Origin of the sequence: Pseudoflavonifractor sp. AF19-9AC (genome assembly GCF_003478995.1) — a bacterium.
GTDB lineage: Bacteria > Bacillota > Clostridia > Oscillospirales > Oscillospiraceae > Lawsonibacter.
In genome coordinates this window covers 248,539-270,758 of the sequence record NZ_QUGI01000003.1, presented here as the reverse complement: position 1 = coordinate 270,758, position 22,220 = coordinate 248,539, and the positions used below count along the sequence as shown (strand labels likewise).

The window sequence follows — 22,220 nt, the reverse complement described above, 5'->3', positions numbered from 1 at the left end:
CTTTTTGGGAAAAGCCCATATAATAACATCAAGCATTTTAGCTAAAATATTTTAACTAAAATGATTGAATTATTTTGAGAGGAAGATTTAATTTATGGATATCAATTTTGAGAATGTACGTGACATCATTGTCAACACCCTGAGCTGCGACGCCGACCAGGTCACCCTGGAGACCAACCTCTTCGAGGATCTGGACGCCGACTCCCTGGAGGCCGTGGAGCTGTCCCTGGCTCTGGAGGAGGCCTTTGGCGTGGGCATTGCCGACGAGGACATGGGCAAGATCCAGACTGTTCAGGACATCCTGACCTACATCGAGAGCAAGAAGCAGTAAGAAATCCGCAGGGGAGAAGGAGGCATTCCAATGGAACTGCAGGAATTATACAGCCTGATGGAGCGCTTTGCCGCCTCCGGGCTGACGGAGCTGGAGTGGCAGAAGAAGGATGAGCGGGTGGCCCTGCGCCGGGAGAATCCGGCGGTGGTCATGCAGGCGGCCCCGGTGGTCCAGACAACAGCCGCTGCCGCTCCCGCTCAGGCGGAGCCCGCTGCCTCCGCTCCCCAGGTTCGGGATGAGGACCTGGTGAAGGCCCCCCTGGTGGGCGTCTTCTACGCCGCCCCCGCCCCCGGAGAGGCTCCCTTTGCCGCCCCGGGCAAACAGGTGAAGAAGGGGGAGACCCTGTGCCTCATCGAGGCCATGAAGATGATGAGTGAGGTCCCCGCCCCCGCCGACTGCGTGGTGGAGGAGGTTCTGGGCCGGGACGGCGAGGCCGTGGGCTTCGGCCAGCCCCTGTTCCGGATTCGGAGGGTGTAACCATGCTCAAGCGCGTACTTATCGCCAACCGGGGGGAGATTGCCCTGCGGATCATCCGGGCCTGCCGGGAGCTGGACATCGAGACGGTGGCGGTCTACTCTACCGCCGACGAGAGTGCCCTCCACGCCCAGCTGGCCACTCGGTCCCTGTGCATCGGCCCGGCCCGGGCGGCGGACAGCTACTTAAACCAGGACGCCCTGCTGTCGGCGGCTAAGGCCACCGGCTGTGACGCCCTCCACCCGGGCTACGGCTTTCTGTCGGAGAACCCGGACTTCGCCGACCGCTGCATCAAGGCGGGTCTCAAGTACATCGGTCCCTCCGGGGACGTCATCCGCCGCATGGGCAGCAAGGCGGCCGCCCGCACCCTGGCCCAGCAGGCGGGGGTGCCGGTGGTGCCCGGCTCCGACGGCCCTCTGAAGGGGGTCAAGCAGGCCAAGCAGCTGGCTGAGCAGGTGGGCTACCCCGTCCTCCTCAAGGCCTCCGCCGGCGGCGGAGGCCGGGGCATGCGCCAGGTGGACGCCCCCGAGGAGCTGGAGGGGGCCTACAAGGCCGCCCAGGCCGAGGCCATCGCCTGCTTCGGTAACGGGGAGATGTACCTGGAAAAGCTGGTCCTCAACCCCCGGCACATTGAGTTTCAGATTATGGCGGACACCCAGGGCCATGTGGTCCACCTGGGGGAGCGGGACTGCTCCATCCAGCGCCGCCGACAGAAGCTGGTGGAGGAGTCCCCCTCCAAGGCCCTGAACCCCGAGCTGCGGGCGAAGATGGGAGCGGCCGCCGTGGCCGCCGCCCAGGCCGCGGGCTATGTGGGAGCGGGCACGGTGGAGTTTGTGCTCTCTCCCCAGGGAGAGTTCTACTTCATTGAGATGAACACCCGCATCCAGGTGGAGCACCCGGTCACCGAGCTGGTCACCGGAGTGGACCTGGTGAAGGAGCAGCTGCGGGTGGCCGCGGGCCTGCCCCTGTCCTTCACCCAGGAGGACATCCATGTGACCGGCCACGCCATCGAGTGCCGCATCAACGCCGAGGACCCGGAGCAGGACTTCCGGCCCTGCCCCGGCAAGACGGAGTTCCTCCATCTGCCTGGGGGACCCGGCGTCCGGGTGGACACCGCCCTCTACGGAGGCTACGAGGTGCCCCCCTACTACGACTCTCTGGTGGCCAAGGTGCTGGTCCATGCCCCCACCCGGCTGGAGGCCATCCGTCGGATGCGCCGCAGCCTGGAGGAGCTGGTCATTGAGGGCTATCCCACCAACGCCTCTCTGGCCCACCTGATCATGCACGACAGCGAGTTTGTCAAGGGAAGCTACGACACCGGCTTCATGGACAGCAATCTGGAGAAGCTGCTGGAGCTGTCCAAGACCTGTGACAAACTCTCCGGAGGAAAGGAGCAGCTGTGAATCAGTTTTTCACCCAGCGCCGGGATCGGCTGCTGACCTACCAGGCCATGCGGGAGGGGCGGATCACCTCCACCCGCCGCAAGGCCTGCCCCGGCTGCGGGGCGGAGAGCTCCGCCCTGGACTGGAGCCGGAATAAGCAGGTGTGCCCCCGGTGTGGTTATCACAGCCCCATCGGGGCTTATTATCGCCTGTCCATGATTTTGGACCCTGGCTCCTTCCAGGAGCTGGAGGAGAAGCTGGAGCCCGCCGACCCCCTGGACTTCCCCGGCTACGCCGACAAGCTCCAGGGTCTGGAGCGGGACACCGGCCTGAAGGACGCGGCGGTGGCCGCTCTGGGCCAGGTGCAGCGCCACAAGGCGGTGTTCGTGGTGCTGGACGGCCGCTTCCTCATGGGCAGCATGGGCACCGCAGTGGGGGAGAAGGTGACAAGGGCGGCGGAGTACGCCCAGCGTCACAAGCTGCCCCTCATCATCTTTGCCGCCAGCGGCGGCGCCCGGATGCAGGAGGGTATCTTCTCCCTCATGCAGATGGCCAAGACTGCCGCTGCCATCACCCGATTCCAGGAGAAGGGCGGGCTCTACATCTCCTGCCTCACCCACCCCACCACCGGCGGGGTGACGGCCAGCTTTGCCTCCCTGGGAGATATTATGCTCTCGGAGCCCGGGGCCCTCATCGGCTTTGCCGGTCCCCGGGTCATTGAGCAGACCATAGGAGAGAAGCTGCCCGAGGGCTTCCAGCGGGCCGAGTACCTGCTGGACCACGGCTTCCTGGACCAGATTGTGCCCCGGGACCAGTGGCGGCACGTGCTGAGCCAGCTGCTGGCGCTCCATGAGAAGGGGGGACGGGCATGAGCCGATACACACCGGAAGAAAAGGTGAAAATCGCCCGCAATCCCGGCCGCCCCGGGACGGCGGACTTTATCCAGGCCCTGTTCACCGATTTCTTTGAGCAGCGGGGAGACCGGCAGTGCCGGGAGGACGGCAGCATCCTGGGCGGCATCGCCCGGTTCCACGGCCGCCCCGTCACCGTTCTGGGCCACCGGAAGGGCAAGAGCCTGGAGGAAAACCTCCACTGCAACTTCGGCATGCCCGGGCCCGAGGGCTACCGGAAGGCCCAGCGCCTGATGAAACAGGCGGAGAAGTTCGGCCGGCCCATCATCACCTTCGTGGACACCCCCGGGGCCTACCCCGGGAAAGAGGCGGAGGAGCGGGGTCAGGGCGAGGCCATCGCCCAGTGCCTGGCCCTTATGAGTACCCTCACCGTCCCTGTCATCGCCATCGTCACCGGCGAGGGCGGCAGCGGCGGTGCCCTGGCTCTGGCCGTGGGCAACCGGGTGCTGATGCTGGAGCACGCGGTCTACTCCGTTCTGTCTCCCGAGGGCTTTGCCTCCATTTTGTGGAAGGACTCCTCTCGCAGCGGGGAGGCCTGCGGGGTGATGAAGCTCACCGCCCAGGACCTGCGCCGGGGCGGGATTGTCCAGGGTGTCCTGAAAGAGCCCGAGGGCGGCGCCCACACCGACTGGGAGGCCACCTTCCGCACGGTGGACGCCGCGCTGAAGAAGGAGCTGGCCGCCCTTGACAAGCTCAGCGGGCCTGCGCTGGCCCGCCAGCGCTATCAAATGTTCCGCGCCATGGGACAGGGTCTGTCCCAGGCGGGGAAGGAGGAGTCATGAGCGCACCCAAAATCCTGTCCACCGGCCGGTGTCTGCCCCGGCGGATTGTCACCAACCAGGAGCTGAGCCGGCAGGTGGACACCAACGACGAGTGGGTATATAGCCGCACCGGCATCCACCAGCGCCACTTCTGTGAGGGCGAGAGCGGCCTCGACCTGGCCCTGGGCGCCGCCCGGAAGGCCCTGGAGCGGGCGGGGCTGAAGGGGGAGGACATCGGGGTGTGCCTGGTGGCCACCTTCACCCCCGACTACGCCAGCCCCTCCATGGCCTGCATGCTCCAGAAGGAGCTGGGCATGAAGGAGGACACCGTCTGCTTTGACCTGAACGCCGCCTGCGCCGGCTTCCTCTACGGGCTGAAGACGGCCCACGCCCTGCTCTCCGACGCCCCCAGGCCCTACGCCCTGCTGGTGGGCTGCGAGGTCATCAGCCGGGTGCTGGACATGACCGACCGCAACACCTGCGTCCTCTTCGGGGACGGCGCGGGAGCCGCGGTGCTCCGCCGGGACGAGGAGGCCAGCTGGCACACCGTCTTCGGCTCCCGGGGCGACCCGGAGAGCATCTGGGTCCAGGGCCCCGGCCCTGAGCCCTCTGCGGTACATATGGAGGGCAAGGCCGTCTTCCGCTTTGCGGTGGAGGTGGTGGAGCAGTCCATCCGCCAGATGCTGGCGGAGGAGGGCTGTGACATCAACGACCTGGACCTGGTGGTCTGCCATCAGGCCAACGCCCGCATCATCGATCACGTGGCCAAGAAGCTGAAGGCCCGGGAGGGGCTCTTCTATAAGAATATGGACCGCTACGGCAATACCTCGGCGGCCAGCATCCCCATGGCTCTGGACGAGCTGGTGAAGCAGGGCGTTTTGAAGAGCGGCATGCGGGTGCTCACCGTCGGCTTTGGCGGCGGCCTCACCTGGGCCGGAGCTCTGCTGCGTTGGTAAAGAGAGAACGTTCGTCGGCCGGTTGGCCGCTTGCTTGAAGGAGAGAAGTTGCATGAAACTCAATGAATTGCTGGGGACTGAGTTCCCCCTGATCCAGGGCGGCATGGCCAACATCGCCACCGGCGAGTTTGCCGCCGCCGTGTCCAACGCCGGGGCCCTGGGCCTCATTGGTGCGGGCGGCATGAATGCCGACACCCTGCGGGAGAACATCCGCCGCTGTAAGGCCCTCACCGATAAGCCCTTCGGCGTGAACATCATGCTCATGAACCCCGCTGCTCCCGAGATGGCCAAGGTGGTGGTGGAGGAGGGCGTGAAGGTGGTCACCACCGGCGCCGGCGTCCCCAGCCAGTATGTCCCCGTCTGGAAAGAGGCGGGCATCAAGGTGTTCCCCGTGGTGGCCGCCACCGCTCTGGTGCGCCGGCTGGCCCCTCTGGGTGTGGACGGTTTTATCGCGGAGGGCACCGAGTCCGGCGGCCACGTGGGCGAGCTGACCACCATGGCCCTGGTCCCCCAGGTGAAGGCCATGACCGACCTGCCCGTCATTGCCGCCGGCGGTGTGGCCAGCGGACGGCAGCTGGCCGCTGCCTTTGCCCTGGGCGCCTGCGGCGCCCAGATCGGCACTTGCCTGCTGGTGAGCCAGGAGTGCCCCATCCACGAGAACTACAAGCAGGCCCTGCTGAAGGCCAAGGACAGCGACACCACCGTCACCGGCCGCTCCGTGGGCGCCCCGGTGCGCATCCTGAAAAACCAGATGGCCCGGGAGTACCTGGCCAAGGAGCGGGAGGGCGCCGACAAGATGGAGCTGGAGAAGTACACTCTGGGCTCCCTGCGCCGGGCCGTCTTTGACGGAGATACCAAGACCGGCTCCCTCATGGCCGGCCAGGTGGCGGGCATGCTCCACGAGATTCGTCCCCTGCGGATTATTCTGGAGGAGCTGTGGCATGACTGCCAGACCGAGGCCAAGAATCTGGCTGCGGAGGTGGGCGCATGAAGCTGGCCATTGTCTACGCCGGTCAGGGCAGCCAGAAGGTGGGCATGGGCCGGGACTTCTACGAGCAGTACCCCTCCTTCCGCGCCCTGCTGGACGGGGCAGATGCGGGCTTTGATGTGAAGGAGATGTGCTTTGAGGGGCCGGAGGAGCGGCTCTCTCAGACCCGCTACACCCAGCCCTGCATGGTGGCCTTCGCCATGGGTGTCACCGACCTGCTCTTTGAGGCGGGCATCCGCCCCCAGGCGGCGGCCGGCCTCTCCCTGGGCGAGTACTCCGCCCTCTACTGTGCCGGAGTGTTTGATAAGGAAACCGTCCTCCAGACCGTAGCCCTCCGGGGCCGGGCCATGGAGGAGGCCGCTAAGGGACTGGAGTGCGGCATGACCGCCGTGCTGGGCCTGGACCGGGAGAAGCTGCAGCAGGCCTGCCAGGAGGCTTCCCAGCTGGGCACCGTCCAGATCTGCAACTACAACTGCCCCGGTCAGCTGGTCATCAGCGGCGAGAAGGCCGCGGTGGACAAGGCTGGGGAGCTGGCCCGCGAGCTGGGCGCCAAGCGCTGTATGCCCCTGAAGGTGAGCGGCCCCTTCCACACCGGGCTCATGAAGCCCGCCGGGGACGTGCTGGCCGAGCACTTCACAAAAATCTGCTTTGGCAAGATGTCTCTGCCCGTCTACTTCAACTGCAAGGGCGCGCCCATGGGGGAGGGGGACACCATTCCCGCCCTGCTGGAGCGCCAGGTCCAGTCCTCCGTCTACTGGGAGGACACCATCCGCGCCATGGAGGCGGACGGCATTGACACCATCGTGGAGATCGGGCCGGGCAAGACCCTCTCTTCCTTTGTGAAGAAGACCGCCCCCTCCATTAAGACCTACAACATTGATACCGCCGAGAACTTTGTCAAGGTGACGGCGGCGCTGAAAGGAGAAGCCCTATGACCATGAAGGAATCTGTGGCCCTGGTGACCGGCGGAAGCCGGGGCATCGGTCGGGCCATCTGCCTGGAGCTGGCCCGACAGGGAGCCAGCGTGGCCGTGAACTACGCCGGAAACGAGCAGGCCGCTCTGGAGACGGTGGAGGCCTGCCGGGCTCTGGGCGTGGAGGCCGAGGCCTTCCAGGCCGACGTGGCCGATCCCGCCGCCTGTGAGGAGCTAGTTAAGGCGGTGAAGGATCGCTTCGGACACCTGGATATCCTGGTCAACAACGCGGGCATTACCCGGGACGGCCTGCTGATGACCGCCAAGGCGGAGGACTTTGACAAGGTGCTGGACACCAACCTGAAGGGGGCCTACTTCTGCATGAAGGCCGCCTCCAAGGTGATGATGCGCCAGCGCTACGGCCGCATCATCAGCATGAGCAGCGTGGTGGGCCTGCGGGGCAACGCCGGCCAGACCAGCTATTCGGCCAGCAAGGCGGGCATCCTGGGCCTCACCAAGTCGGCCGCCAAGGAGCTGGCCACCCGTGGCGTCACCGTCAATGCGGTGGCCCCCGGCTTCATCGACACGGATATGACCTCCGTGTTGCCCGAGAACGCCAAAAACGCCATGCTCACCACTATCCCCATGGGGAAACCCGGCGCGCCCGAGGATGTGGCCCGGGCGGTGGTTTTCTTTGCCCGGCCCGAATCTGCCTACATCACCGGCCAGGTGCTGTGTGTGGACGGCGGCATGGCGGTTTGAGAGGTGAACGATATGGAAAAACGCAGAGTGGTTATTACCGGCATGGGCACCGTCAACCCCATCGGCAACTCGGTGGCGGAGAGCTGGCAGGCCGCCAAGGACGGCGTGTGCGGCATCGGTCCCATCACCCGCTATGACATCTCCAACATGAAGGTGAAGCTGGCTGGTGAGGTAAAAAATCTGGACGCCGAGGGCATCCTGGGCAAGCGGGAGTGTAAGCGGATGGACCGCTTCAGCCAGCTGGCCCTGGTGGCCGCTGAGGAGGCCATGCAGGACAGCGGACTGGAAAGAGAGAAGCTGGACCTGGATCGCTGCGGCGTCATCTGCTCCAGCGGCATCGGCGGCTTCGAGACGGTGGGCGACGCCTATGAGCGGGGCCTGGCCCGGGGCTTTGACTCCGTGTCTCCCTTTGTCATCCCCATGATCATCTCTAACATGGCGGCAGGCCACATGGCCATCCGCTATGGCTTCAAGGGCATGTGCACCTGCGTGGTCACGGCCTGCGCCGGCGGTACCAATGCGGTGGGCGACGCCTTCCGCCACATCCGGGACGGCTATGCCGAAGTGATGCTCTGCGGCGGCGCCGAGGCTGCCATCGCTCCCCTGGCCATGGGTGGCTTCACCTCCATGAAGGCCCTGTCTGAGAGCCAGGACCCCAAGCGGGCCTCCATCCCCTTTGACGCGGAGCGCTCCGGCTTTGTTATGGGCGAGGGCGCCGGCATCCTGGTGCTGGAGGAGTATGAGCACGCCAAGGCCCGGAACGCCAAGATCTACGCCGAGGTCATCGGCTACGGCGCCAACTGTGACGCCCACCACATCACCGCTCCCGCCCCCGGCGGCGCAGGCGGTGCGGCCTGCATGGCCCTGGCTCTGGCCGACGCCGGCATTGCCCCCGATGCGGTGGACTATATCAACGCCCACGGCACCTCCACCTCCATGAACGACTCCTGTGAGACTGCCGCCATCCACACCACCTTCGGCGATCACGCCGGTAAGATGATGGTCAGCTCTACCAAGTCCATGACCGGCCACCTGCTGGGAGCCGCCGGCGCGGTGGAGGCCATCTTCACCGCCATGACCCTGAAGGACGGCTTTGTCCCCGCCACCATCGGCTATCAGGTGCCCGACCCCGCCTGTGATCTGGACGTGGTGCCCAATGAGGGCCGCAAGGCGGATGTGCGGGTGGCCCTGTCCAACTCTCTGGGCTTTGGTGGCCACAACGCTGCCATTGTGCTGAAGAAGTGGGAGGAGTAAACGATGGAGCTGAATATTGACCAGATTGAGCAGCTGCTGCCCCACCGCTATCCCTTCCTGCTGGTGGATAAGATCGTGGAGTGCACCCCCGGCCAGAGTGCCAAGGGCATTAAGTGCGTCACCGCCAACGAGCCCTTCTTCCAGGGCCACTTTCCCGGCTTCAAGGTGATGCCCGGTGTCCTCATCATCGAGGCTCTGGCCCAGGTGGGTGCGGTGGCTATTCTCACCGAAGAGGAGAACAAGGGCAAGCTGGCCCTCTTCGGGGGCATCAAGAATGCCCGCTTCAAGCAGCAGGTGCGTCCCGGGGACGTGCTGGAACTGGAGTGCGAGCTGACCACCCGCTGGGGCCCGGTGGGCTTCGGGACGGCCACGGCCAAGGTAAACGGAAAGACGGCCTGTAAGGCGGAGCTGACCTTCGCCCTGACCGACAGACCAAGTGCCTCTTGCTGAGCTGGTTCGAGTTTGTTATACTGGAAAGGCGAGAGGAGGAATCGCAATGCTGGAGGAGAGCTTTTCTCAGGTGTACACCAAATTTAAACTGCATTTTTACCAGGAGATCTTTTCTCGGTTCCAGAACCGGGAGGCCAGCCTGACGGCGGTGGAGACCTTCTGTATGGAGATTATTCTGGCCCTGAAGGAGCCGACCATCAATGAATTTGCCTCCTTTGTCCACATCTCCTCGCCCAATGCCGCCTATAAGGTAAACAACCTCATTCAAAAGGGGTATGTGGAGAAGGTACAGTCCTCCCATGACCGGCGGGAATATCACCTGCGTCCTACCAAGAAGTATATGGAATATTACAACATCAGCAGCAACTACCTGAAAGAGGTTATGGATCGGGTCAAGACTCGTTTCACCCAGGAAGAGGCAGTGGAGCTGGACCGTATGCTCCAGGTGGTAGGCCAGGAGCTGATGCCGGAAGTGGAGCTGAAGTAAACCGATTTGAATCCGTGCAGGGCGCGCCGCGAGGATGCAGGCGCGCCCTGTTTCATGCAAGGAATCTTCGGCGAAAAGGATCGGAAAATTGCATTGACCGTTGGGGAAAAAACGAGTACAATAAAGCATTGTGTGCGGCGCGGCGAAAGCGGCGCCGGGAAAGGAAGTGTTTTGTTTTATGGAAAAACGGGAGAGCTTTTCCTCGCGGTTGGGCTTCCTGCTCATCTCTGCGGGGTGTGCCATCGGCTTGGGCAACGTGTGGCGCTTCCCCTATATTACAGGACAGTACGGCGGCGCGGCCTTCGTGCTGATCTATCTGCTGTTTCTGGTGATCATGGGCCTTCCGGTCATGGTCATGGAGTTTTCCGTGGGCCGTGCCAGCCAGAAGAGCATTGCCCTGTCCTTCCATGCTCTTGAGCCCAAGGGGACCAAGTGGCATATTTACAGCTGGTTCGGCATTGCAGGCAATTATCTGCTCATGATGTACTACACCACCATCGCCGGATGGCTGCTGCTGTACTTCTTCAAGATGGCCAAGGGCGACTTTGTGGGTCTGGACACCGCCGGTGTGGGCAATGAGTTCAGCGCTCTTATGGGCCAGCCCGGCCTGATGGCCGTCTTTATGGTCATCGTGGTGGTGCTGTGCATGCTCATCTGCTCCCAGGGCCTGCAGAACGGCGTGGAGAAGGTCACCAAGGTGATGATGCTCTGCCTGCTGGCCCTGATGGTGGTGCTGGCGGTCAACTCCATTTTGCTGGAGGGGGCCGGCGAGGGTCTGAAGTTCTACCTCATGCCCAACTTCCACAACCTGACCTATGATGCCGAGGGCAACTTCATCCTGGGCGAGGCGGTGTATGCCGCCATGGGACAGGCCTTCTTCACCCTGTCTCTGGGCATCGGTGCCTTGGCCATCTTCGGCAGCTACATTGGCAAGGAGCACTCCCTGGCTGGTGAGGCCGTTCGGGTGGGTGTGCTGGACACCTTTGTGGCCTTTACCGCGGGTCTCATTATTTTCCCTGCCTGCTTTGCCTTTGACGTGTCCCCTGACTCCGGCCCCAACCTCATCTTCATCACCCTGCCCAATGTCTTCAACGCCATGCCTATGGGCCGAGTGTGGGGTGCTTTGTTCTTTGTGTTTATGTCCTTTGCCGCCCTGTCCACCGTCATTGCTGTATTCGAGAACATCCTCTCCTTCTGCATTGACAAGTGGGGCTGGAGCCGCAAAAAGGCGGTGGCCATCAACACGGTGGCCATTATTATCCTGTCCTTGCCCTGCCTGCTGGGCTTCAATGTGCTCTCTGGATTCCAGCCCTTCGGTGCGAACAGCGGCGTGATGGACCTGGAGGACTTCATCGTCAGCAACAATCTGTTGCCCCTGGGCTCTCTGGTCTATCTGCTCTTCTGCGTCAGCCGCCGCGGCTGGGGCTGGGAAAGCTTCCTGGCGGAGGCCAACACGGGTTCCGGTCTGAAGTTCCCCCGGTGGGTGCGGTTCTATGTGACCTATATCCTGCCCATCATCATGCTCATCATTTTTGTCTTTGGCTACAACGACAAGTTCAAAATTTGGCAGCAGCTGAGCGCTCTGTTTGGAGCATAAGATTAAGAAGAAAAAAGTCACCGCCGAATCCTTCGACGGTGGCTTTTTTAGTTGACAAACAGAGGCACAGACCGTAAAATGAACCGAACCAGACTGGAAAAGTGGAGGAATGGAAGCAATGGAAGAATTGCTGGACAAGCTGTTGGAGGAGTGCCGTCCCTTTACCACTCAGGGAAAGGTGGCTACTTATATTCCGGAGCTGGCGAAATCGAATCCGGCGGATCTGGGAATCTGTGTGCTCAGCAGTGACGGGCGGTGCTACCAATCGGGGGATGCCCAAAAGCGCTTTACCATTCAGAGCGTGGTAAAGCCTATCCTGCTGCTGCAGGCCCTTATGGACAATGGGGAGGAGTATGTCCACGCCCGGGTAGGGGTGGAGGCCACAGGCAAGCCCTTTGACGCCATCAATGTGACGGACCAGACCCTGCACAGCGACCACCTGAACCCCATGGTGAACATGGGAGCCATCGCTATGTGTACCCTGATCCGGGGAGAGACCTATGAGGAGAAGTTCCGGCGGGTGCTGGAACTGACCCGAAAGCTGGCCGGAGATCCGGAGATCCAGGTGGACGAGGCGGTCTATCACTCGGAGAAGCGTACGGGGAGCAAAAACCGGGCCCTGGCCTACCTGCTCAAGAGCAACGGCATGATCGAGGATGACGTGGAGGAAGTTCTGGACTGCTACTTCAAGGCCTGTTCCATGTCGGTGAACAGCCGGGACCTGGCCCGCATCGCCTTTGTGCTGGCCAATCGGGGCAAGCTGCCTCAGACGGAGGAACGGATATTCTCTGCCCGGTATGCCCACTATGTGAATGCGGTCCTTATGACCTGCGGTATGTACGACGGGTCGGGCAACTTCGCCGTGGATGTGGGGGTTCCCGCTAAAAGCGGAGTGGGCGGAGGCATCATGGCTGTGGTGCCCACCCGGATGGGCATTGGCATTTATGCCCCAGCTTTGGATGAAAAGGGAAACAGTCTGGCTGGTATCCAGCTGCTGAAACAATTGTCTGAACGGATGTATCTGAGCATCTTTTGAGAGAAGGATTTTCTGTTTGGCAGATAAAAAACCGGTCCGTGCATATTTGGCACGGACCGGTTTTTATTCAGCTTACCACAAAGCCGGCAGGCAGCTTCCAGGAGGAATTTGCGTAGTAGAAGGTCACGCTGGGCATCAGATACTCCCCGTCGTAGTACATGCAGGAGGAGCTGCCTCCGTCCAGATTGGCGGCATTCACTGCGCCGAACTGCTGCATCACAGAAATCAGGTCGCCGCTGGAGGCGCCAAGGTGTCCGGACTTGCCCCGGCCGTCGGTGACGAACAGCAGCACGGCGCCGTCTGCCCGCTGGCCGATGGCAGTGCGGGGGTTGAGACCGCTGCCCTGGCCCTTCATATCCCGGGCCTCGTTGTTGATGATGAGCTGGACAAAGTGGTTGTTGGTGTCGCTGGCCTCCTCCTGGAAGGTGACTGCGTCCCGAATCTTTTCCTTCTTGACCAGCTCCTCCACCTGGGCGGCGCTCATGCCGTCGATGTCGATGATCTGCAGCAGGTGGTCCTCCGTAAACCCTACCAGCACCAGTCCGGGGTACTGGTGGGGCTTGTTGAACTGAATCTCCCCGTGGGAGACGATGACGCCCAGAGGCCGTCCCCCGGTGTTGTTGGTGGAGTTATAAAGGCCGCCGTTGATGCCGGCGATGGCCCCGCTGTCCTTTACCAGCTGGTCCAGGGTAACGCCCTCGTCCCGCCAGGGGTATATGGTGGCAAGGCTCACCCGGGAGGGGTCCTTGACGATCATCATGGTGCCGGTATAGGTGGCTCCTGCCACCTCCACCACTTCAATATCCTGCTCCGCTGTCCCGGTACCGCCGGTGTCCACCTGGCCGCTGCCGCCGATGTGGATCAGGGTGGAGTCCACCTGGGCGTCCAGAGCCTGCATGGAGTTCTGGTCCACAATAGCCTGGATCTCCTCCGGGCTTAAAAACCAGGAGGCCAGAAACTTCATCTGGCCGGTTTCCAAAATGGTGGTCACAAACATCTGCTGGGCGGTGGGGAAGGCGTCGGAGCAGATCATGCGCAGGCTGAGCAGTACCGTGATCACCAGCGCGCCTGCCAGAGTCAGCACGCAGGCCAGGGCCCGCAGGGCGATCTTCCCAATTTTACGCCAAAGTTCGCCCCCGGGCTGAACCCGTTTTCCACCACGGGACGGGCTGCCGACGGGTTCTATGTTCTGTTCATTCATCTGCATGATTCAGAATCTCCTTCATGCTCACCAGTTTCCAGGTGGGATTGTCCACGTCATCTGCCGTGTCGTCGTACCGGACAAAGTAGAACCGGTCGTTCATGGGGTCGTCCACCGGGGTGCCGTACCACAGGCGCATGTGCTTCACAAAGCGGATGTCCACCGAGAAGCAGTCCTCGGTAATCCAGTGGAAATTGGTCACCGCGCTGTCGGTAAAGGCGGGATTCATCAGGGTGTGACGGCTGGTAAAGGTGATGTCCTCACCGTTGGCGTACTTCAGTGCCACCTCGTACTGGTAGGAGGAGGAAATGAGATAGCCCTTGATCTTGGAGAAGGCCAAGTCGTTGGTCATAAAAAGACTCCAGTCCTGAGCCACCTTCAGTACATCCACCTGCTTGCTCACCTCTGCGGGCACCTCGTCCAGGCCGCCGCTGGGGGAGGTGAAGTCGTAAGTGGTGGTGCCCTCCTCCAGGGCTACGGGATTGCCCTGCCCGTCCGTCACGGTGACCTGGGCATCCTCCCGGAGGACTGCCACCGAGTAGACGCACACCTGCGGCAGATTGTCCACATAGTCGGCAAAGTGCTGATAGTCCGGGTTGGGGGAAAGGGTGACGGCCTCCTGGGGAACCGGCGTCCCGTCCACCTGGACGGAGTAGCGCTCGTCGGCGGTAATGGTGTAACTGGTGAGGGGAAGCTTGTTTCCGCCCTCGTAGCTCATCTCGTTGCCGTAGCAGTCGGAGATGGTGACCGTGGGCTTGTCCAGCATGGTGATGACATAGCGCACCCGGTCCGTTCCCTGAGATTCTCCGGACCAAGTCTCGCCGTTGACCTGAACGGTGAGGGAGGAGGGGAGGGTGAGGGTATAGTTAAAGTACTCGGCCAGCACTTTCCCGTCCCGGATGGTGTACCGGGCGGGGGTGCCTGCCTCGTCGGTGATGGAGAAATCGGGGGGCAGATACAGACCGGAGGCGGTGTAAGTGCTCTCTCCGTTGTCGCCCTCGGTGCCGGTGAGCGGCGTTCCGTTCAGGGTCACGGAGAAGGAGGTGGGGACGGTGAGGGTGTAGTCGCGGGCCTCCAGCTCGGGGCGGACCCAGTCCACGGCCCAGTCCCGCATGCTGAACACGGCCAGCTTGGTGACGGCGGGCCCCTCCGCTTTCAGCCCTACCCGGGCCAGCACCACGCCGCCGCTCTCAATCTGGTACTCCAAGGTGTCTCCCTGGGAGACGCCGTTGGCCCGGACGACGCTGAGGTGTTCCCGGTCTCCGTAGAGGGCCAGGTACTCCTTCTGCAGGTCGCGGCCCTTCTCAAAGGAGCCGGGAGTGGCCTTAGGCAGGTCGTAGAGACTTAAAAAGGTGCCGTCAGCGGCCTGAACGGCCAGCTGGTCCACCGCCTTCCAGACCTGCTGCTCCGGCTGGGAGGCCTCGTACTGGCGCAGCAGGGTGTACACATAGCCCAGTGCTGCTCCAGCCAGCAGGACCAGCACAGCCAGATAGATGAGGTAGACGCGCTTGAAGGTCAGCTTGCTTTTGTTCATGGTTCGTCCTTTCCCGGCTCCGGGCCGCCCTCATTCCAACGGAACACCCATCTGTGCTGCACGCGGAAGCTGATAAAAAACAGAATGGTGTCCACCACAATTTTGACCAGGGTGACCAGAGCCGGTGATGTAATGGAAAGTGTATGCTCGGCCAGATAGACCAGGCCGGCGGAGGCCGCAATCTGACAGGTGGCCAGAGTGTAATAGCGGGCCAGGGAGCCGGCGTTCACCCGTCCGCCGAAGACCAGACGGGCGTTGACCAGGAAGTTCAGCAGGGAGGAGATGACCCGGGCCAGAAGGGCGGCCGTAAAGGTGGTAGGGATGGGCAGAAAGGAAAAGACGCCGAAGAGTTTTAACAGGAAAAAGGCCAGCTCATCCACCACACAGGCGCCCAGGGAGCTGAACAGATACTTTAAAATCAAGGCGTAAATGCGTAAACTGTCCCGTACCACCCGGAAGTGGGAGGAGCGGTTGTCCTCCAGGTAGACGGAGGCGATGCGCACCTCCCGGAAGGGGAGACGGCACCGGTTCATGAGAAAGAGCATGTTGGTCTCATACTCATACCGATCGCCCTTTGCCTCTGCCAGCAGGGACAGCTGCTGCCTGGGAATGGCCCGCAAGCCGGTCTGAGTATCGCTGATTTTCATGCCCAGAAACAGTCGGAATACCCCGATGGTGATGCGGTTGCCCGCCCGGCTCCGCCAGGGGACGGAGGGGTCGGAGAAATCCCGCACCCCCAGCACCACCTGGCCGCTGTCCAGCATGGCCCGGGCCACAGCAGCAATGTCTCCTGGCAGATGCTGCCCGTCGGCATCGGCCGTGACCACGCCGGCCTGCTCCGGGCGGTGCTCCGAAAAGTAGGCCATAGCGGTTTTCAGAGCCGCTCCCTTGCCCCGGTTGACCGGGTGGCGCAGCAGGGTGCACCCCGGCAGCCCCTGAACCTGCTGAAAGATGGGGGCAAACTCCGGGCCGCTGCCGTCATCCACCACCAGAAGATCGGTAAACCCGGCCTCACGCAGGCCCTCCAGAGTCCCGATCAGCTTTTCATCCGGTCGGTACGCGGGAATAATCACCGTAACCGTATGCATACCAATACGCTCTCCCTTATCCCATCGGTTTCCCTCAGCGCTTTCTGCGCCGGAGAACCTGACGTACAATTAAAATCATCACACACACCCAGACAACCAGCACGCCTGCCTTGACCATCGTCCGCAGCCGTTGCTGGGCTTCCAGCGCCTCCTGGAGCTGCTGCTGGGCCTGGCGCTCGGCCTCGGCCTGTTCCTGGGCCAGTTGTGCCTGGCGTTCCGCCTCGGCCTGTTCCTGAGCCAGCCGCTCCGCCTCCGCCTGGGCCCGCTGGGCGTAGGAGGGCATGTTCTCAAAAAAGTCGCCGCCCACCACATCCGGTCCCACCTTGGTGTCATACAGACCGTAAAGGCAGGGGGAATAGCTGGTGATGTCCGCCGCCTTTTGAATGGGCCTGGAGGAGGTGCCATAAATCCAGCGGTAGAACCAGGTCCAGTGCTGGCTCTTGTGGCAGGCAAAGCCCTCCTGGGTCATTTGAAAGGGTGTTTTCCCGCCCAGACTCTCCAGCGGAGTGTCCCAGTCCATGGTAATCTGCTGCTCCGGGTAGAGGTGCAGATAGGTCTTTTCCACCTGCCAGGGATCATAGGCCTCGTCGGTGGCCAGAAGGTAGGTGGGGTCCGCCGCCCGGGTCAGGGCGGTTCCCAGAGCGTCGGCACACAGTACATGGGTCCCGTGGCCGTACTCCCCGTCCTGGTCGTGGGACACCACAACCAGGGGCTGGAAACGGCGGATGCACCAGGTCAGATAGTTTACAAAGTCCTCGTAGGTGTAGCCCGCCCGCTCATAGACAGACAGGGCCTGGGACAGGGCTGCCTCCCGGTTTGAGGACTCGGCGTAGAGGTCGGGGAATTGGGACATAACCGGGTAGTGGCGCACCCCAACGGTCCACAGGCCGTCCAGCTGCTCGTGGGGGCGAGTGTGGTCGGCGGCGCCGTTGGCCTCGAAGTGCTGCACCACGTAGGCCACCTGTACGTTCAGCTCCCGTTCCAGAGTGTAATAGGGCAGTATTCCGGCAAAAAACAGCTGCTCGTCATCGGAGTGGGAGGAGATGAGCAGCAGATCGGCCTGTTCACAGGGGAGCTCCCACCGCTGCACCCAGTCCGGAAGTTCTCCTTCTGAAAAGACGTAGATCTCTCCAATGGACGCGCCCTGGTCAAATTCCAGGACGACCTGTGTGGGCAGAGCGTCCCCCAAATCTGCCATGTCCACATATTCATGGAGAAAGCCGTTGGTCCCGCAGGACAGGCTCTCGCCTGTTTCAGGGGCGGTGAGAGTCCAGGACTGGGGGATTCGATCAAATTCGACATATAGACCGGCAATGCCGCCTTCCCGGGTAACAGTCACCGTGGCGGGGCCGTCGGCAGAGGCGTAGTTGGTTCGGCTGCCGTCGTACAGATTGCCGGAGCGGGAAAAGCCCTCGGCCTCCATCAACGCATCCCCGTATTGTGCCTCCGCGGCCAGGGCAGGGAGGGTGCAGCAGGCCAGCAGGATGGACAGTATTGCGATCCGTCGGACGATCCAGCGCATACCCGTTGCCTCCTTTTACTTGCTTATCCCGCTTATTTGATAACCGGAAAATTTCCTATCATTATGTTTATGCCACAAACTGTCGAAAAAAACAATAGCTTAAATTAAATTTAAAATGTTCTGCGGTAAAGTATATGGAGCGGCAGGAGTGACTGGTATAAAAAATTCCCTCTGCTTCCATTTGTCGGTTCCAGAAACGGGAGCAGAGGAGAAGGCTGGGAGCCTTATTATAGAAGGGAAGAAAAGGTCCGGAAGCGGCAGATATTCTGAGGCGGGAACATCTGAAATGATGTTCCCGCCTGGTTTGTTGATGCGGCCGACGTTTTCTTTGCGTCAATCCCGCAAACATGTGTGTGCCAATTGAAAAATTTGTTTTTATGCCCCCGTTCAATCAAACATAACCGCATCCGCTAAGTTCTGATTGGCTTTTGATCGTTCAGGGTCTACAACAGACACCGGAGCATTACGCTTCACAATTTCGGCTCCTGTGAAATTCCAGCCGCCGTTTGCAGTGGCTTCATTTGTGTTCACCATTACTTCCATACCATGATATGTAAATCTTAACCAACCTTCTCCACTAATTACCTCTTCTCCTACCAAGTACTCATAGTCGTCTACACCGATCAAAGAGAAGAACTCTTCAAAGGACATTTCCTCTTCCATATCCGGAAAAAGTATGCTTGCTGTGGTAAGAAAACCGGCACATGTCAGCTGGTCTTCCAGCTCGTTCATGGCCTTTTCCGCGTTACCGCTCTGGGTTTCGAAAAAGTAGTGGCTATATTCCGCCTCCGGTTCTCCAAAACAGATCGCAGCACTGCCTGGGAGACCGTCTGGCCTCACAATCAGTTCACCCTCAGGATGCTCCTCTTTTAATTCGCTCAGCGTCTTTCCGATGTCTTCTTCCTGCAAAGAGCCAAGGTCATTTTTCTCCGTTCGGAATTGAGGATTGGAGGACAGGCAGGCCGTCAATCCAACGCATACAACCACTGCCAACACGACCATCATAATGGTTGGTTTTTTGTACTTCATGATGTTCTCAATCCTTTCCTTTGTATCTCCCTCCCCAAAGGCAAGGGGCGTGCCAAGGATCACTCTTTTCCCGGTGGAGAATTGCAGCAAAGAGGAGGAATAGTCCGCTCTGATATCTCGACCCATCTGCTTCATCACTGCCTCGTCGCAGGACATTTCCATATCTTTGCTGGACAGAGCAAAGGCCAGCCAAACAAGCGGATTGAACCAGTGCATGCATACGGCCGCAAAAGCGAGCAGCTTTACAATATGGTCGCATCTGCGAATGTGATGCTTTTCGTGCTGAATGATATAGGATTGCTCGGCATCGGACATTGCGGAAGGCAAATAGATTTTGGGGTGGATCAGGCCCATCACAAAGGGGGTGGGAATGTAATCTGCAAGGTAAATATTGTCCTGTAAAGGGATGGAGACGACTAATTTGCGGCGGAATTGTATCAGTTGAAGGAGGTGAAACGTCACCATTGCCCCGACACCGCAAATCCAGACAATGCTCGCAATCGATACCAGAACATCAACAGAGCCAGCTGCTCGGGCCTCCGACGGTTCCACACGGCTGCCTGCGTTTTGATCAAGATCGGAGGCGGGGACATCCACTTTGCCTGCCGGCCCTTCTGCGTTGGACTCCAGCAAAGAAACATATTCAATTCTGCCTGTGTCTGTGGTTGGTGCTTGAAAGAGCCCCATCAGAGAGAACTCCGCTGTCAGCGATACCGGACAAAGCAAACGGAACAGTACAACGGCCCATAGTGCATAGGAAAAAATTTTAGGTGCCCGTTTCAGCATCATTCTTGCCAACAATATGACAAGAATGGCAATGCTTGCGGTGATTGACATATTGAGTACGGCAGAAAAAACGGTACGCAACGGCATACGCTCACCTCATTTCATCGATCAACTTTTGCAGTTCATTGATTTCGGCATCCGATAGCTTTTTGCGCGTCGAAAAGGCGGCCAAAAACCGCGGTAAAGACCCCTCAAATGTGTCTGCAACAAACTTCTCGCTTTGCATGGCATAAAACTCATCTTTGGAGATCAGCGAAGTGACCGTGCCTTTGTCGTTTGAGAAAATGCCTCGCTCACACAATCTGCGCAGAATTGTATAGGTAGTTGATTTTTTCCAGCTCAGCTTTTCTTCACAGAGTTTCACCAATTCGCCGGAAGATATGGGCTCATTTTCCCATATCAAATCAGCAAAACGGGTTTCTACCGCACCCAATCTCATATCAGCCATATTTATTTCCTCCATCATATACAGCGTGAGTCTACTACGTGTAAACCTTCTGATTAAAGTTTACATTCAGTAAACCAATTTGTCAATTGCTTCTTGAACGATTTTTGCGGCAAAGCGAGAAATGACCTCGAGTTTTAGCCTTATTGATTGCACTTTCCGGAACCAATTGGGGATTTCAACGTGGTTCCCATGGGGGGGCGAGACTTGTTCGTCGTTTCTTCGTTGACTTTTACTATAAAATATAGTATTATATTTTATAGCAAAGGAGGATGATGTTTGTGTCGTCCATTGACCTGGTGATTCTTGGGATGGTATTGGAAAAGCCTCAAAGTGCCTATGACATTCAAAAGGATATTGAATACCACAATTTTTCCCGTTGGACAAAAATCAGCGTTCCATCAGTCTACAAAAAAGTGCTCCAGCTGAAGGAGAAGGGCTATCTTGCGAGCGATATAGTAAAAGGAGAGCGATTTGCGGAAAAGGCAATTTATTCGATTACCGATGCCGGAAAAGCCTACTTTGAAACGTTGATGGACACCATCGCTGGGCAGAACGTGTCGCTTACCTTTGATTTCGATGTGGTGATTACAAACCTCAACAAAATGGATCGGTCCCATGCCCAAGCGCTTGTTCATAAGCTGCGGGACAGTATTCTGACCTCCATGGAGAAAAACGAGGGATATGCGCAGCAATACGCGGACATTCCCCTGGTGGGCCGGACGATCTTTGATCAGCAGCGTCTTCTGTATCAGGCGCTGTTAGAATGGCTGGATTCTTTTTCGGCCCAGTTTTCCGAAGAGGGGAACGCCCAGTAATGATGCGGAGTACCTTAACGGTATTCTTTGAACATCCATTTTGGATTGGGGTCTATGAGCGCATAGACTCCAATCAATATGAGGTTTGTAAAATTACATTTGGGGCGGAGCCTAAGGACTATGAGGTGTGGGATTTTCTGCTCAAAAACTGGAGCAAGTTGAAATTCAGTTCTCCCATAAAAGCGAAAGACGTTGAGGAACCAAAAATCAATCCCAAACGGATGCAGCGGGAGATCCGCAGCAGCCTGCAGGAGCGCGGGATGGGGACAAAGGCGCAACAGGCTCTGAAATTGCAGCACGAACAGAACAAATTGGAGCGGAAAGCCGTAAGCCGTGAACAGCGGGAAGCAGAAAAAGAACGGCAATATGAACTGCGCCAGCAGAAAAAGCGGGACAAGCATCGGGGTCACTGAACGGGAGAACAATGCAGAAAACGACCAGATGCGCAGACACAAAACGCTCTTGCAAAGACACGAACGGATGCACAGTCCGCTGTGCTTCAATCACCGGAGGGGAGGGCAGAGGCCTCTGGGCGGCAGAATCAAAAATAAAAGGACATCCCTTTCGGATGTCCTTTTTTCTCTAAATGATTGGATTTGAAGCTGCAGATGGACTGGTGTTCCGCTTTCCTGTCCAGCGGCGCCAATTTTCGCGCGTCCTCGGCGCCAAGAGGCTGCTGGTTTCCGGCATGCAGGAAAAAGAAAAAGTCCGTACTCCTTGCGGAATACGGACTTTTGGTCCGAGTGACTGGATTCGAACCAGCGGCCTCTTGAACCCCATTCAAGCGCGATACCAAACTTCGCCACACCCGGAAATCTTTTGTTTTTGTCGCTGTATCTCAGACAGCTTTAACATAATAGCATAGGTCAAAAGAAAAAGCAAGGGTTTTTTCAAAAAAATTTTATTTTTTTGTCAGCTGAAAAAATAGTTGGAAAAATCGGAGGAAAAGGACAAAAATACCATTAAAAACAGAATAAATTGGAAGCGTTGTTTCCGGCAATGTTCCGTGTGAGCACATCTGCAGCTCCAGAATTCGGCTTAGAACTTGTTGAGATAGACGGTGGTCCAGTTCAAGTGTCCTGTCAGTATCCCAAAAGCAGCTGCATTTTACGGCCCAACAGAAGTCGGGGGCAATCACACTCCCATCCGACGGTAGGCCGTGCTCCGGCATATAGGTAGCGATGATGAAGCGCGAGCGCGTTGTTTGAATCTCGCCCGCTTGGAGTGGACGCTCCAGATATAACTGCCTGAAGGGATGATGCTAAACTGGGAGAAGGCGATATAAAGGAGTACAGTCGGAGCATGAGAAAAGGGGAGGCCTATTTCTTGGGCAGCAAAATGGTCATGATGCAGCCGCCTTTCATTTAATAGGAGGGTGGGAGAACAAGTACGAATCCATCAGCCTATTATATAGGCCACGCATTGTTTCCTAAGGTCATATACAAAGACACTGTGTAAAATGTCAATGAAATGGTAAAATCCCTCTTGAAATTTT

22 protein-coding genes and 1 tRNA gene are annotated in these 22,220 nt (G+C 59.3%); 16 read left to right on the top strand and 7 right to left on the bottom strand.

Features of this window, described 5'->3' with window-relative positions; translation table 11 throughout:
- The first annotated feature begins 94 nt into the window (after positions 1-94).
- From acpP to glsA, 14 genes are all read left to right on the top strand, one after another.
- Positions 95-331, top strand: a complete 237-nt coding sequence (acpP, locus tag DWX58_RS06885) for an acyl carrier protein (RefSeq protein WP_147382246.1) — start codon at positions 95-97, stop codon at positions 329-331.
- A gap of 30 nt (positions 332-361) precedes the next feature.
- Positions 362-808 (top strand): acetyl-CoA carboxylase biotin carboxyl carrier protein, encoded by a 447-nt coding sequence (gene accB / locus DWX58_RS06880; protein ID WP_118642305.1) that lies wholly within the window; start codon positions 362-364, stop codon positions 806-808.
- A gap of 2 nt (positions 809-810) precedes the next feature.
- Complete coding sequence (gene accC / locus DWX58_RS06875) at positions 811-2,208, top strand: acetyl-CoA carboxylase biotin carboxylase subunit (protein ID WP_118642303.1); 1,398 nt, start codon at positions 811-813, stop codon at positions 2,206-2,208.
- On the top strand, positions 2,205-3,059 hold the full coding sequence (accD, locus tag DWX58_RS06870; RefSeq protein WP_243093295.1) for an acetyl-CoA carboxylase, carboxyltransferase subunit beta: 855 nt from the start codon (positions 2,205-2,207) through the stop codon (positions 3,057-3,059). Before accC ends, accD begins: the two co-directional genes overlap by 4 nt.
- Entirely contained in the window at positions 3,056-3,880 is an 825-nt protein-coding gene (locus DWX58_RS06865; RefSeq protein ID WP_118642301.1) for an acetyl-CoA carboxylase carboxyltransferase subunit alpha, read from the top strand. Before accD ends, DWX58_RS06865 begins: the two co-directional genes overlap by 4 nt.
- Positions 3,877-4,815 (top strand): beta-ketoacyl-ACP synthase III, encoded by a 939-nt coding sequence (locus DWX58_RS06860; RefSeq protein ID WP_118642299.1) that lies wholly within the window; start codon positions 3,877-3,879, stop codon positions 4,813-4,815. The genes DWX58_RS06865 and DWX58_RS06860 overlap by 4 nt, the downstream gene beginning before the upstream one ends.
- Before the next feature lie 52 nt (positions 4,816-4,867).
- Entirely contained in the window at positions 4,868-5,806 is a 939-nt protein-coding gene (locus DWX58_RS06855; RefSeq protein WP_118642297.1) for a nitronate monooxygenase, read from the top strand.
- The gene (gene fabD / locus DWX58_RS06850) at positions 5,803-6,738 is read left to right on the top strand and encodes an ACP S-malonyltransferase (protein ID WP_118642295.1); all 936 of its coding nucleotides are present in this window, start codon (positions 5,803-5,805) and stop codon (positions 6,736-6,738) included. The genes DWX58_RS06855 and fabD overlap by 4 nt, the downstream gene beginning before the upstream one ends.
- Positions 6,735-7,478, top strand: coding sequence for a 3-oxoacyl-[acyl-carrier-protein] reductase (fabG, locus tag DWX58_RS06845; protein WP_118642293.1), 744 nt, complete (start codon positions 6,735-6,737; stop codon positions 7,476-7,478). Before fabD ends, fabG begins: the two co-directional genes overlap by 4 nt.
- Before the next feature lie 12 nt (positions 7,479-7,490).
- Positions 7,491-8,732, top strand: coding sequence for a beta-ketoacyl-ACP synthase II (gene fabF / locus DWX58_RS06840; protein ID WP_118642291.1), 1,242 nt, complete (start codon positions 7,491-7,493; stop codon positions 8,730-8,732).
- A gap of 3 nt (positions 8,733-8,735) precedes the next feature.
- Positions 8,736-9,182 (top strand): 3-hydroxyacyl-ACP dehydratase FabZ, encoded by a 447-nt coding sequence (gene fabZ / locus DWX58_RS06835; RefSeq protein ID WP_118642289.1) that lies wholly within the window; start codon positions 8,736-8,738, stop codon positions 9,180-9,182.
- A 46-nt stretch (positions 9,183-9,228) separates the two neighbouring features.
- Complete coding sequence (locus DWX58_RS06830) at positions 9,229-9,669, top strand: MarR family winged helix-turn-helix transcriptional regulator (RefSeq protein WP_118642287.1); 441 nt, start codon at positions 9,229-9,231, stop codon at positions 9,667-9,669.
- 178 nt (positions 9,670-9,847) lie between these two features.
- A complete protein-coding gene (locus DWX58_RS06825) occupies positions 9,848-11,266 on the top strand; it encodes a sodium-dependent transporter (protein WP_118642285.1) in 1,419 nt (472 codons plus the stop codon).
- Positions 11,267-11,384: 118 nt separating this feature from the next.
- Positions 11,385-12,302, top strand: a complete 918-nt coding sequence (gene glsA / locus DWX58_RS06820) for a glutaminase A (RefSeq protein WP_118642283.1) — start codon at positions 11,385-11,387, stop codon at positions 12,300-12,302.
- 67 nt (positions 12,303-12,369) lie between these two features.
- On the opposite strand, the gene DWX58_RS06815 is transcribed toward glsA, so the two are convergent.
- From DWX58_RS06815 to DWX58_RS06790, 6 genes are all read right to left on the bottom strand, one after another.
- Positions 12,370-13,509, bottom strand: a complete 1,140-nt coding sequence (locus DWX58_RS06815) for a phosphodiester glycosidase family protein (RefSeq protein WP_243093294.1) — start codon at positions 13,507-13,509, stop codon at positions 12,370-12,372.
- A complete protein-coding gene (locus tag DWX58_RS06810) occupies positions 13,496-15,037 on the bottom strand; it encodes a hypothetical protein (protein WP_118642281.1) in 1,542 nt (513 codons plus the stop codon). The genes DWX58_RS06815 and DWX58_RS06810 overlap by 14 nt, the downstream gene beginning before the upstream one ends.
- Entirely contained in the window at positions 15,034-16,125 is a 1,092-nt protein-coding gene (locus DWX58_RS06805; protein WP_118642279.1) for a glycosyltransferase, read from the bottom strand. Before DWX58_RS06805 ends, DWX58_RS06810 begins: the two co-directional genes overlap by 4 nt.
- A 34-nt stretch (positions 16,126-16,159) precedes the next feature.
- Positions 16,160-17,647, bottom strand: a complete 1,488-nt coding sequence (locus tag DWX58_RS06800; RefSeq protein ID WP_118642277.1) for a PIG-L family deacetylase — start codon at positions 17,645-17,647, stop codon at positions 16,160-16,162.
- Positions 17,648-18,034: 387 nt separating this feature from the next.
- Complete coding sequence (locus tag DWX58_RS06795; RefSeq protein WP_118642275.1) at positions 18,035-19,549, bottom strand: M56 family metallopeptidase; 1,515 nt, start codon at positions 19,547-19,549, stop codon at positions 18,035-18,037.
- 4 nt (positions 19,550-19,553) lie between these two features.
- Positions 19,554-19,910 carry a BlaI/MecI/CopY family transcriptional regulator gene (locus DWX58_RS06790; RefSeq protein WP_118642273.1) on the bottom strand — a complete coding sequence of 119 codons (357 nt, stop codon included), beginning with the start codon at positions 19,908-19,910 and terminating at the stop codon, positions 19,554-19,556.
- Between the two features lie 278 nt (positions 19,911-20,188).
- On the opposite strand from DWX58_RS06790, the gene DWX58_RS06785 reads away from it, so the two are divergent.
- Together DWX58_RS06785 and DWX58_RS06780 are read left to right on the top strand one after the other, a co-directional pair.
- Positions 20,189-20,725 carry a PadR family transcriptional regulator gene (locus DWX58_RS06785; protein WP_118642596.1) on the top strand — a complete coding sequence of 179 codons (537 nt, stop codon included), beginning with the start codon at positions 20,189-20,191 and terminating at the stop codon, positions 20,723-20,725.
- The gene (locus DWX58_RS06780) at positions 20,725-21,138 is read left to right on the top strand and encodes a YjdF family protein (protein ID WP_118642271.1); all 414 of its coding nucleotides are present in this window, start codon (positions 20,725-20,727) and stop codon (positions 21,136-21,138) included. Before DWX58_RS06785 ends, DWX58_RS06780 begins: the two co-directional genes overlap by 1 nt.
- A 322-nt stretch (positions 21,139-21,460) precedes the next feature.
- Here DWX58_RS06780 and DWX58_RS06775 read toward each other — a convergent pair.
- Positions 21,461-21,537, bottom strand: a tRNA-Pro gene (locus DWX58_RS06775).
- Between the last annotated feature and the right edge of the window lie 683 nt (positions 21,538-22,220).

Coding starts and splice junctions, on each gene's coding strand:
- acpP (WP_147382246.1), top strand. CDS start 95: ATGGATATCAATTTTGAGAATGTACGTGACATCATTGTCAACACCCTG.
- accB (WP_118642305.1), top strand. CDS start 362: ATGGAACTGCAGGAATTATACAGCCTGATGGAGCGCTTTGCCGCCTCC.
- accC (WP_118642303.1), top strand. CDS start 811: ATGCTCAAGCGCGTACTTATCGCCAACCGGGGGGAGATTGCCCTGCGG.
- DWX58_RS06865 (WP_118642301.1), top strand. CDS start 3,056: ATGAGCCGATACACACCGGAAGAAAAGGTGAAAATCGCCCGCAATCCC.
- DWX58_RS06860 (WP_118642299.1), top strand. CDS start 3,877: ATGAGCGCACCCAAAATCCTGTCCACCGGCCGGTGTCTGCCCCGGCGG.
- DWX58_RS06855 (WP_118642297.1), top strand. CDS start 4,868: ATGAAACTCAATGAATTGCTGGGGACTGAGTTCCCCCTGATCCAGGGC.
- fabD (WP_118642295.1), top strand. CDS start 5,803: ATGAAGCTGGCCATTGTCTACGCCGGTCAGGGCAGCCAGAAGGTGGGC.
- fabG (WP_118642293.1), top strand. CDS start 6,735: ATGACCATGAAGGAATCTGTGGCCCTGGTGACCGGCGGAAGCCGGGGC.
- fabF (WP_118642291.1), top strand. CDS start 7,491: ATGGAAAAACGCAGAGTGGTTATTACCGGCATGGGCACCGTCAACCCC.
- fabZ (WP_118642289.1), top strand. CDS start 8,736: ATGGAGCTGAATATTGACCAGATTGAGCAGCTGCTGCCCCACCGCTAT.
- DWX58_RS06830 (WP_118642287.1), top strand. CDS start 9,229: ATGCTGGAGGAGAGCTTTTCTCAGGTGTACACCAAATTTAAACTGCAT.
- DWX58_RS06825 (WP_118642285.1), top strand. CDS start 9,848: ATGGAAAAACGGGAGAGCTTTTCCTCGCGGTTGGGCTTCCTGCTCATC.
- glsA (WP_118642283.1), top strand. CDS start 11,385: ATGGAAGAATTGCTGGACAAGCTGTTGGAGGAGTGCCGTCCCTTTACC.
- DWX58_RS06815 (WP_243093294.1), bottom strand. CDS start 13,509: ATGCAGATGAATGAACAGAACATAGAACCCGTCGGCAGCCCGTCCCGT.
- DWX58_RS06810 (WP_118642281.1), bottom strand. CDS start 15,037: ATGAACAAAAGCAAGCTGACCTTCAAGCGCGTCTACCTCATCTATCTG.
- DWX58_RS06805 (WP_118642279.1), bottom strand. CDS start 16,125: ATGCATACGGTTACGGTGATTATTCCCGCGTACCGACCGGATGAAAAG.
- DWX58_RS06800 (WP_118642277.1), bottom strand. CDS start 17,647: ATGCGCTGGATCGTCCGACGGATCGCAATACTGTCCATCCTGCTGGCC.
- DWX58_RS06795 (WP_118642275.1), bottom strand. CDS start 19,549: ATGCCGTTGCGTACCGTTTTTTCTGCCGTACTCAATATGTCAATCACC.
- DWX58_RS06790 (WP_118642273.1), bottom strand. CDS start 19,910: ATGGCTGATATGAGATTGGGTGCGGTAGAAACCCGTTTTGCTGATTTG.
- DWX58_RS06780 (WP_118642271.1), top strand. CDS start 20,725: ATGATGCGGAGTACCTTAACGGTATTCTTTGAACATCCATTTTGGATT.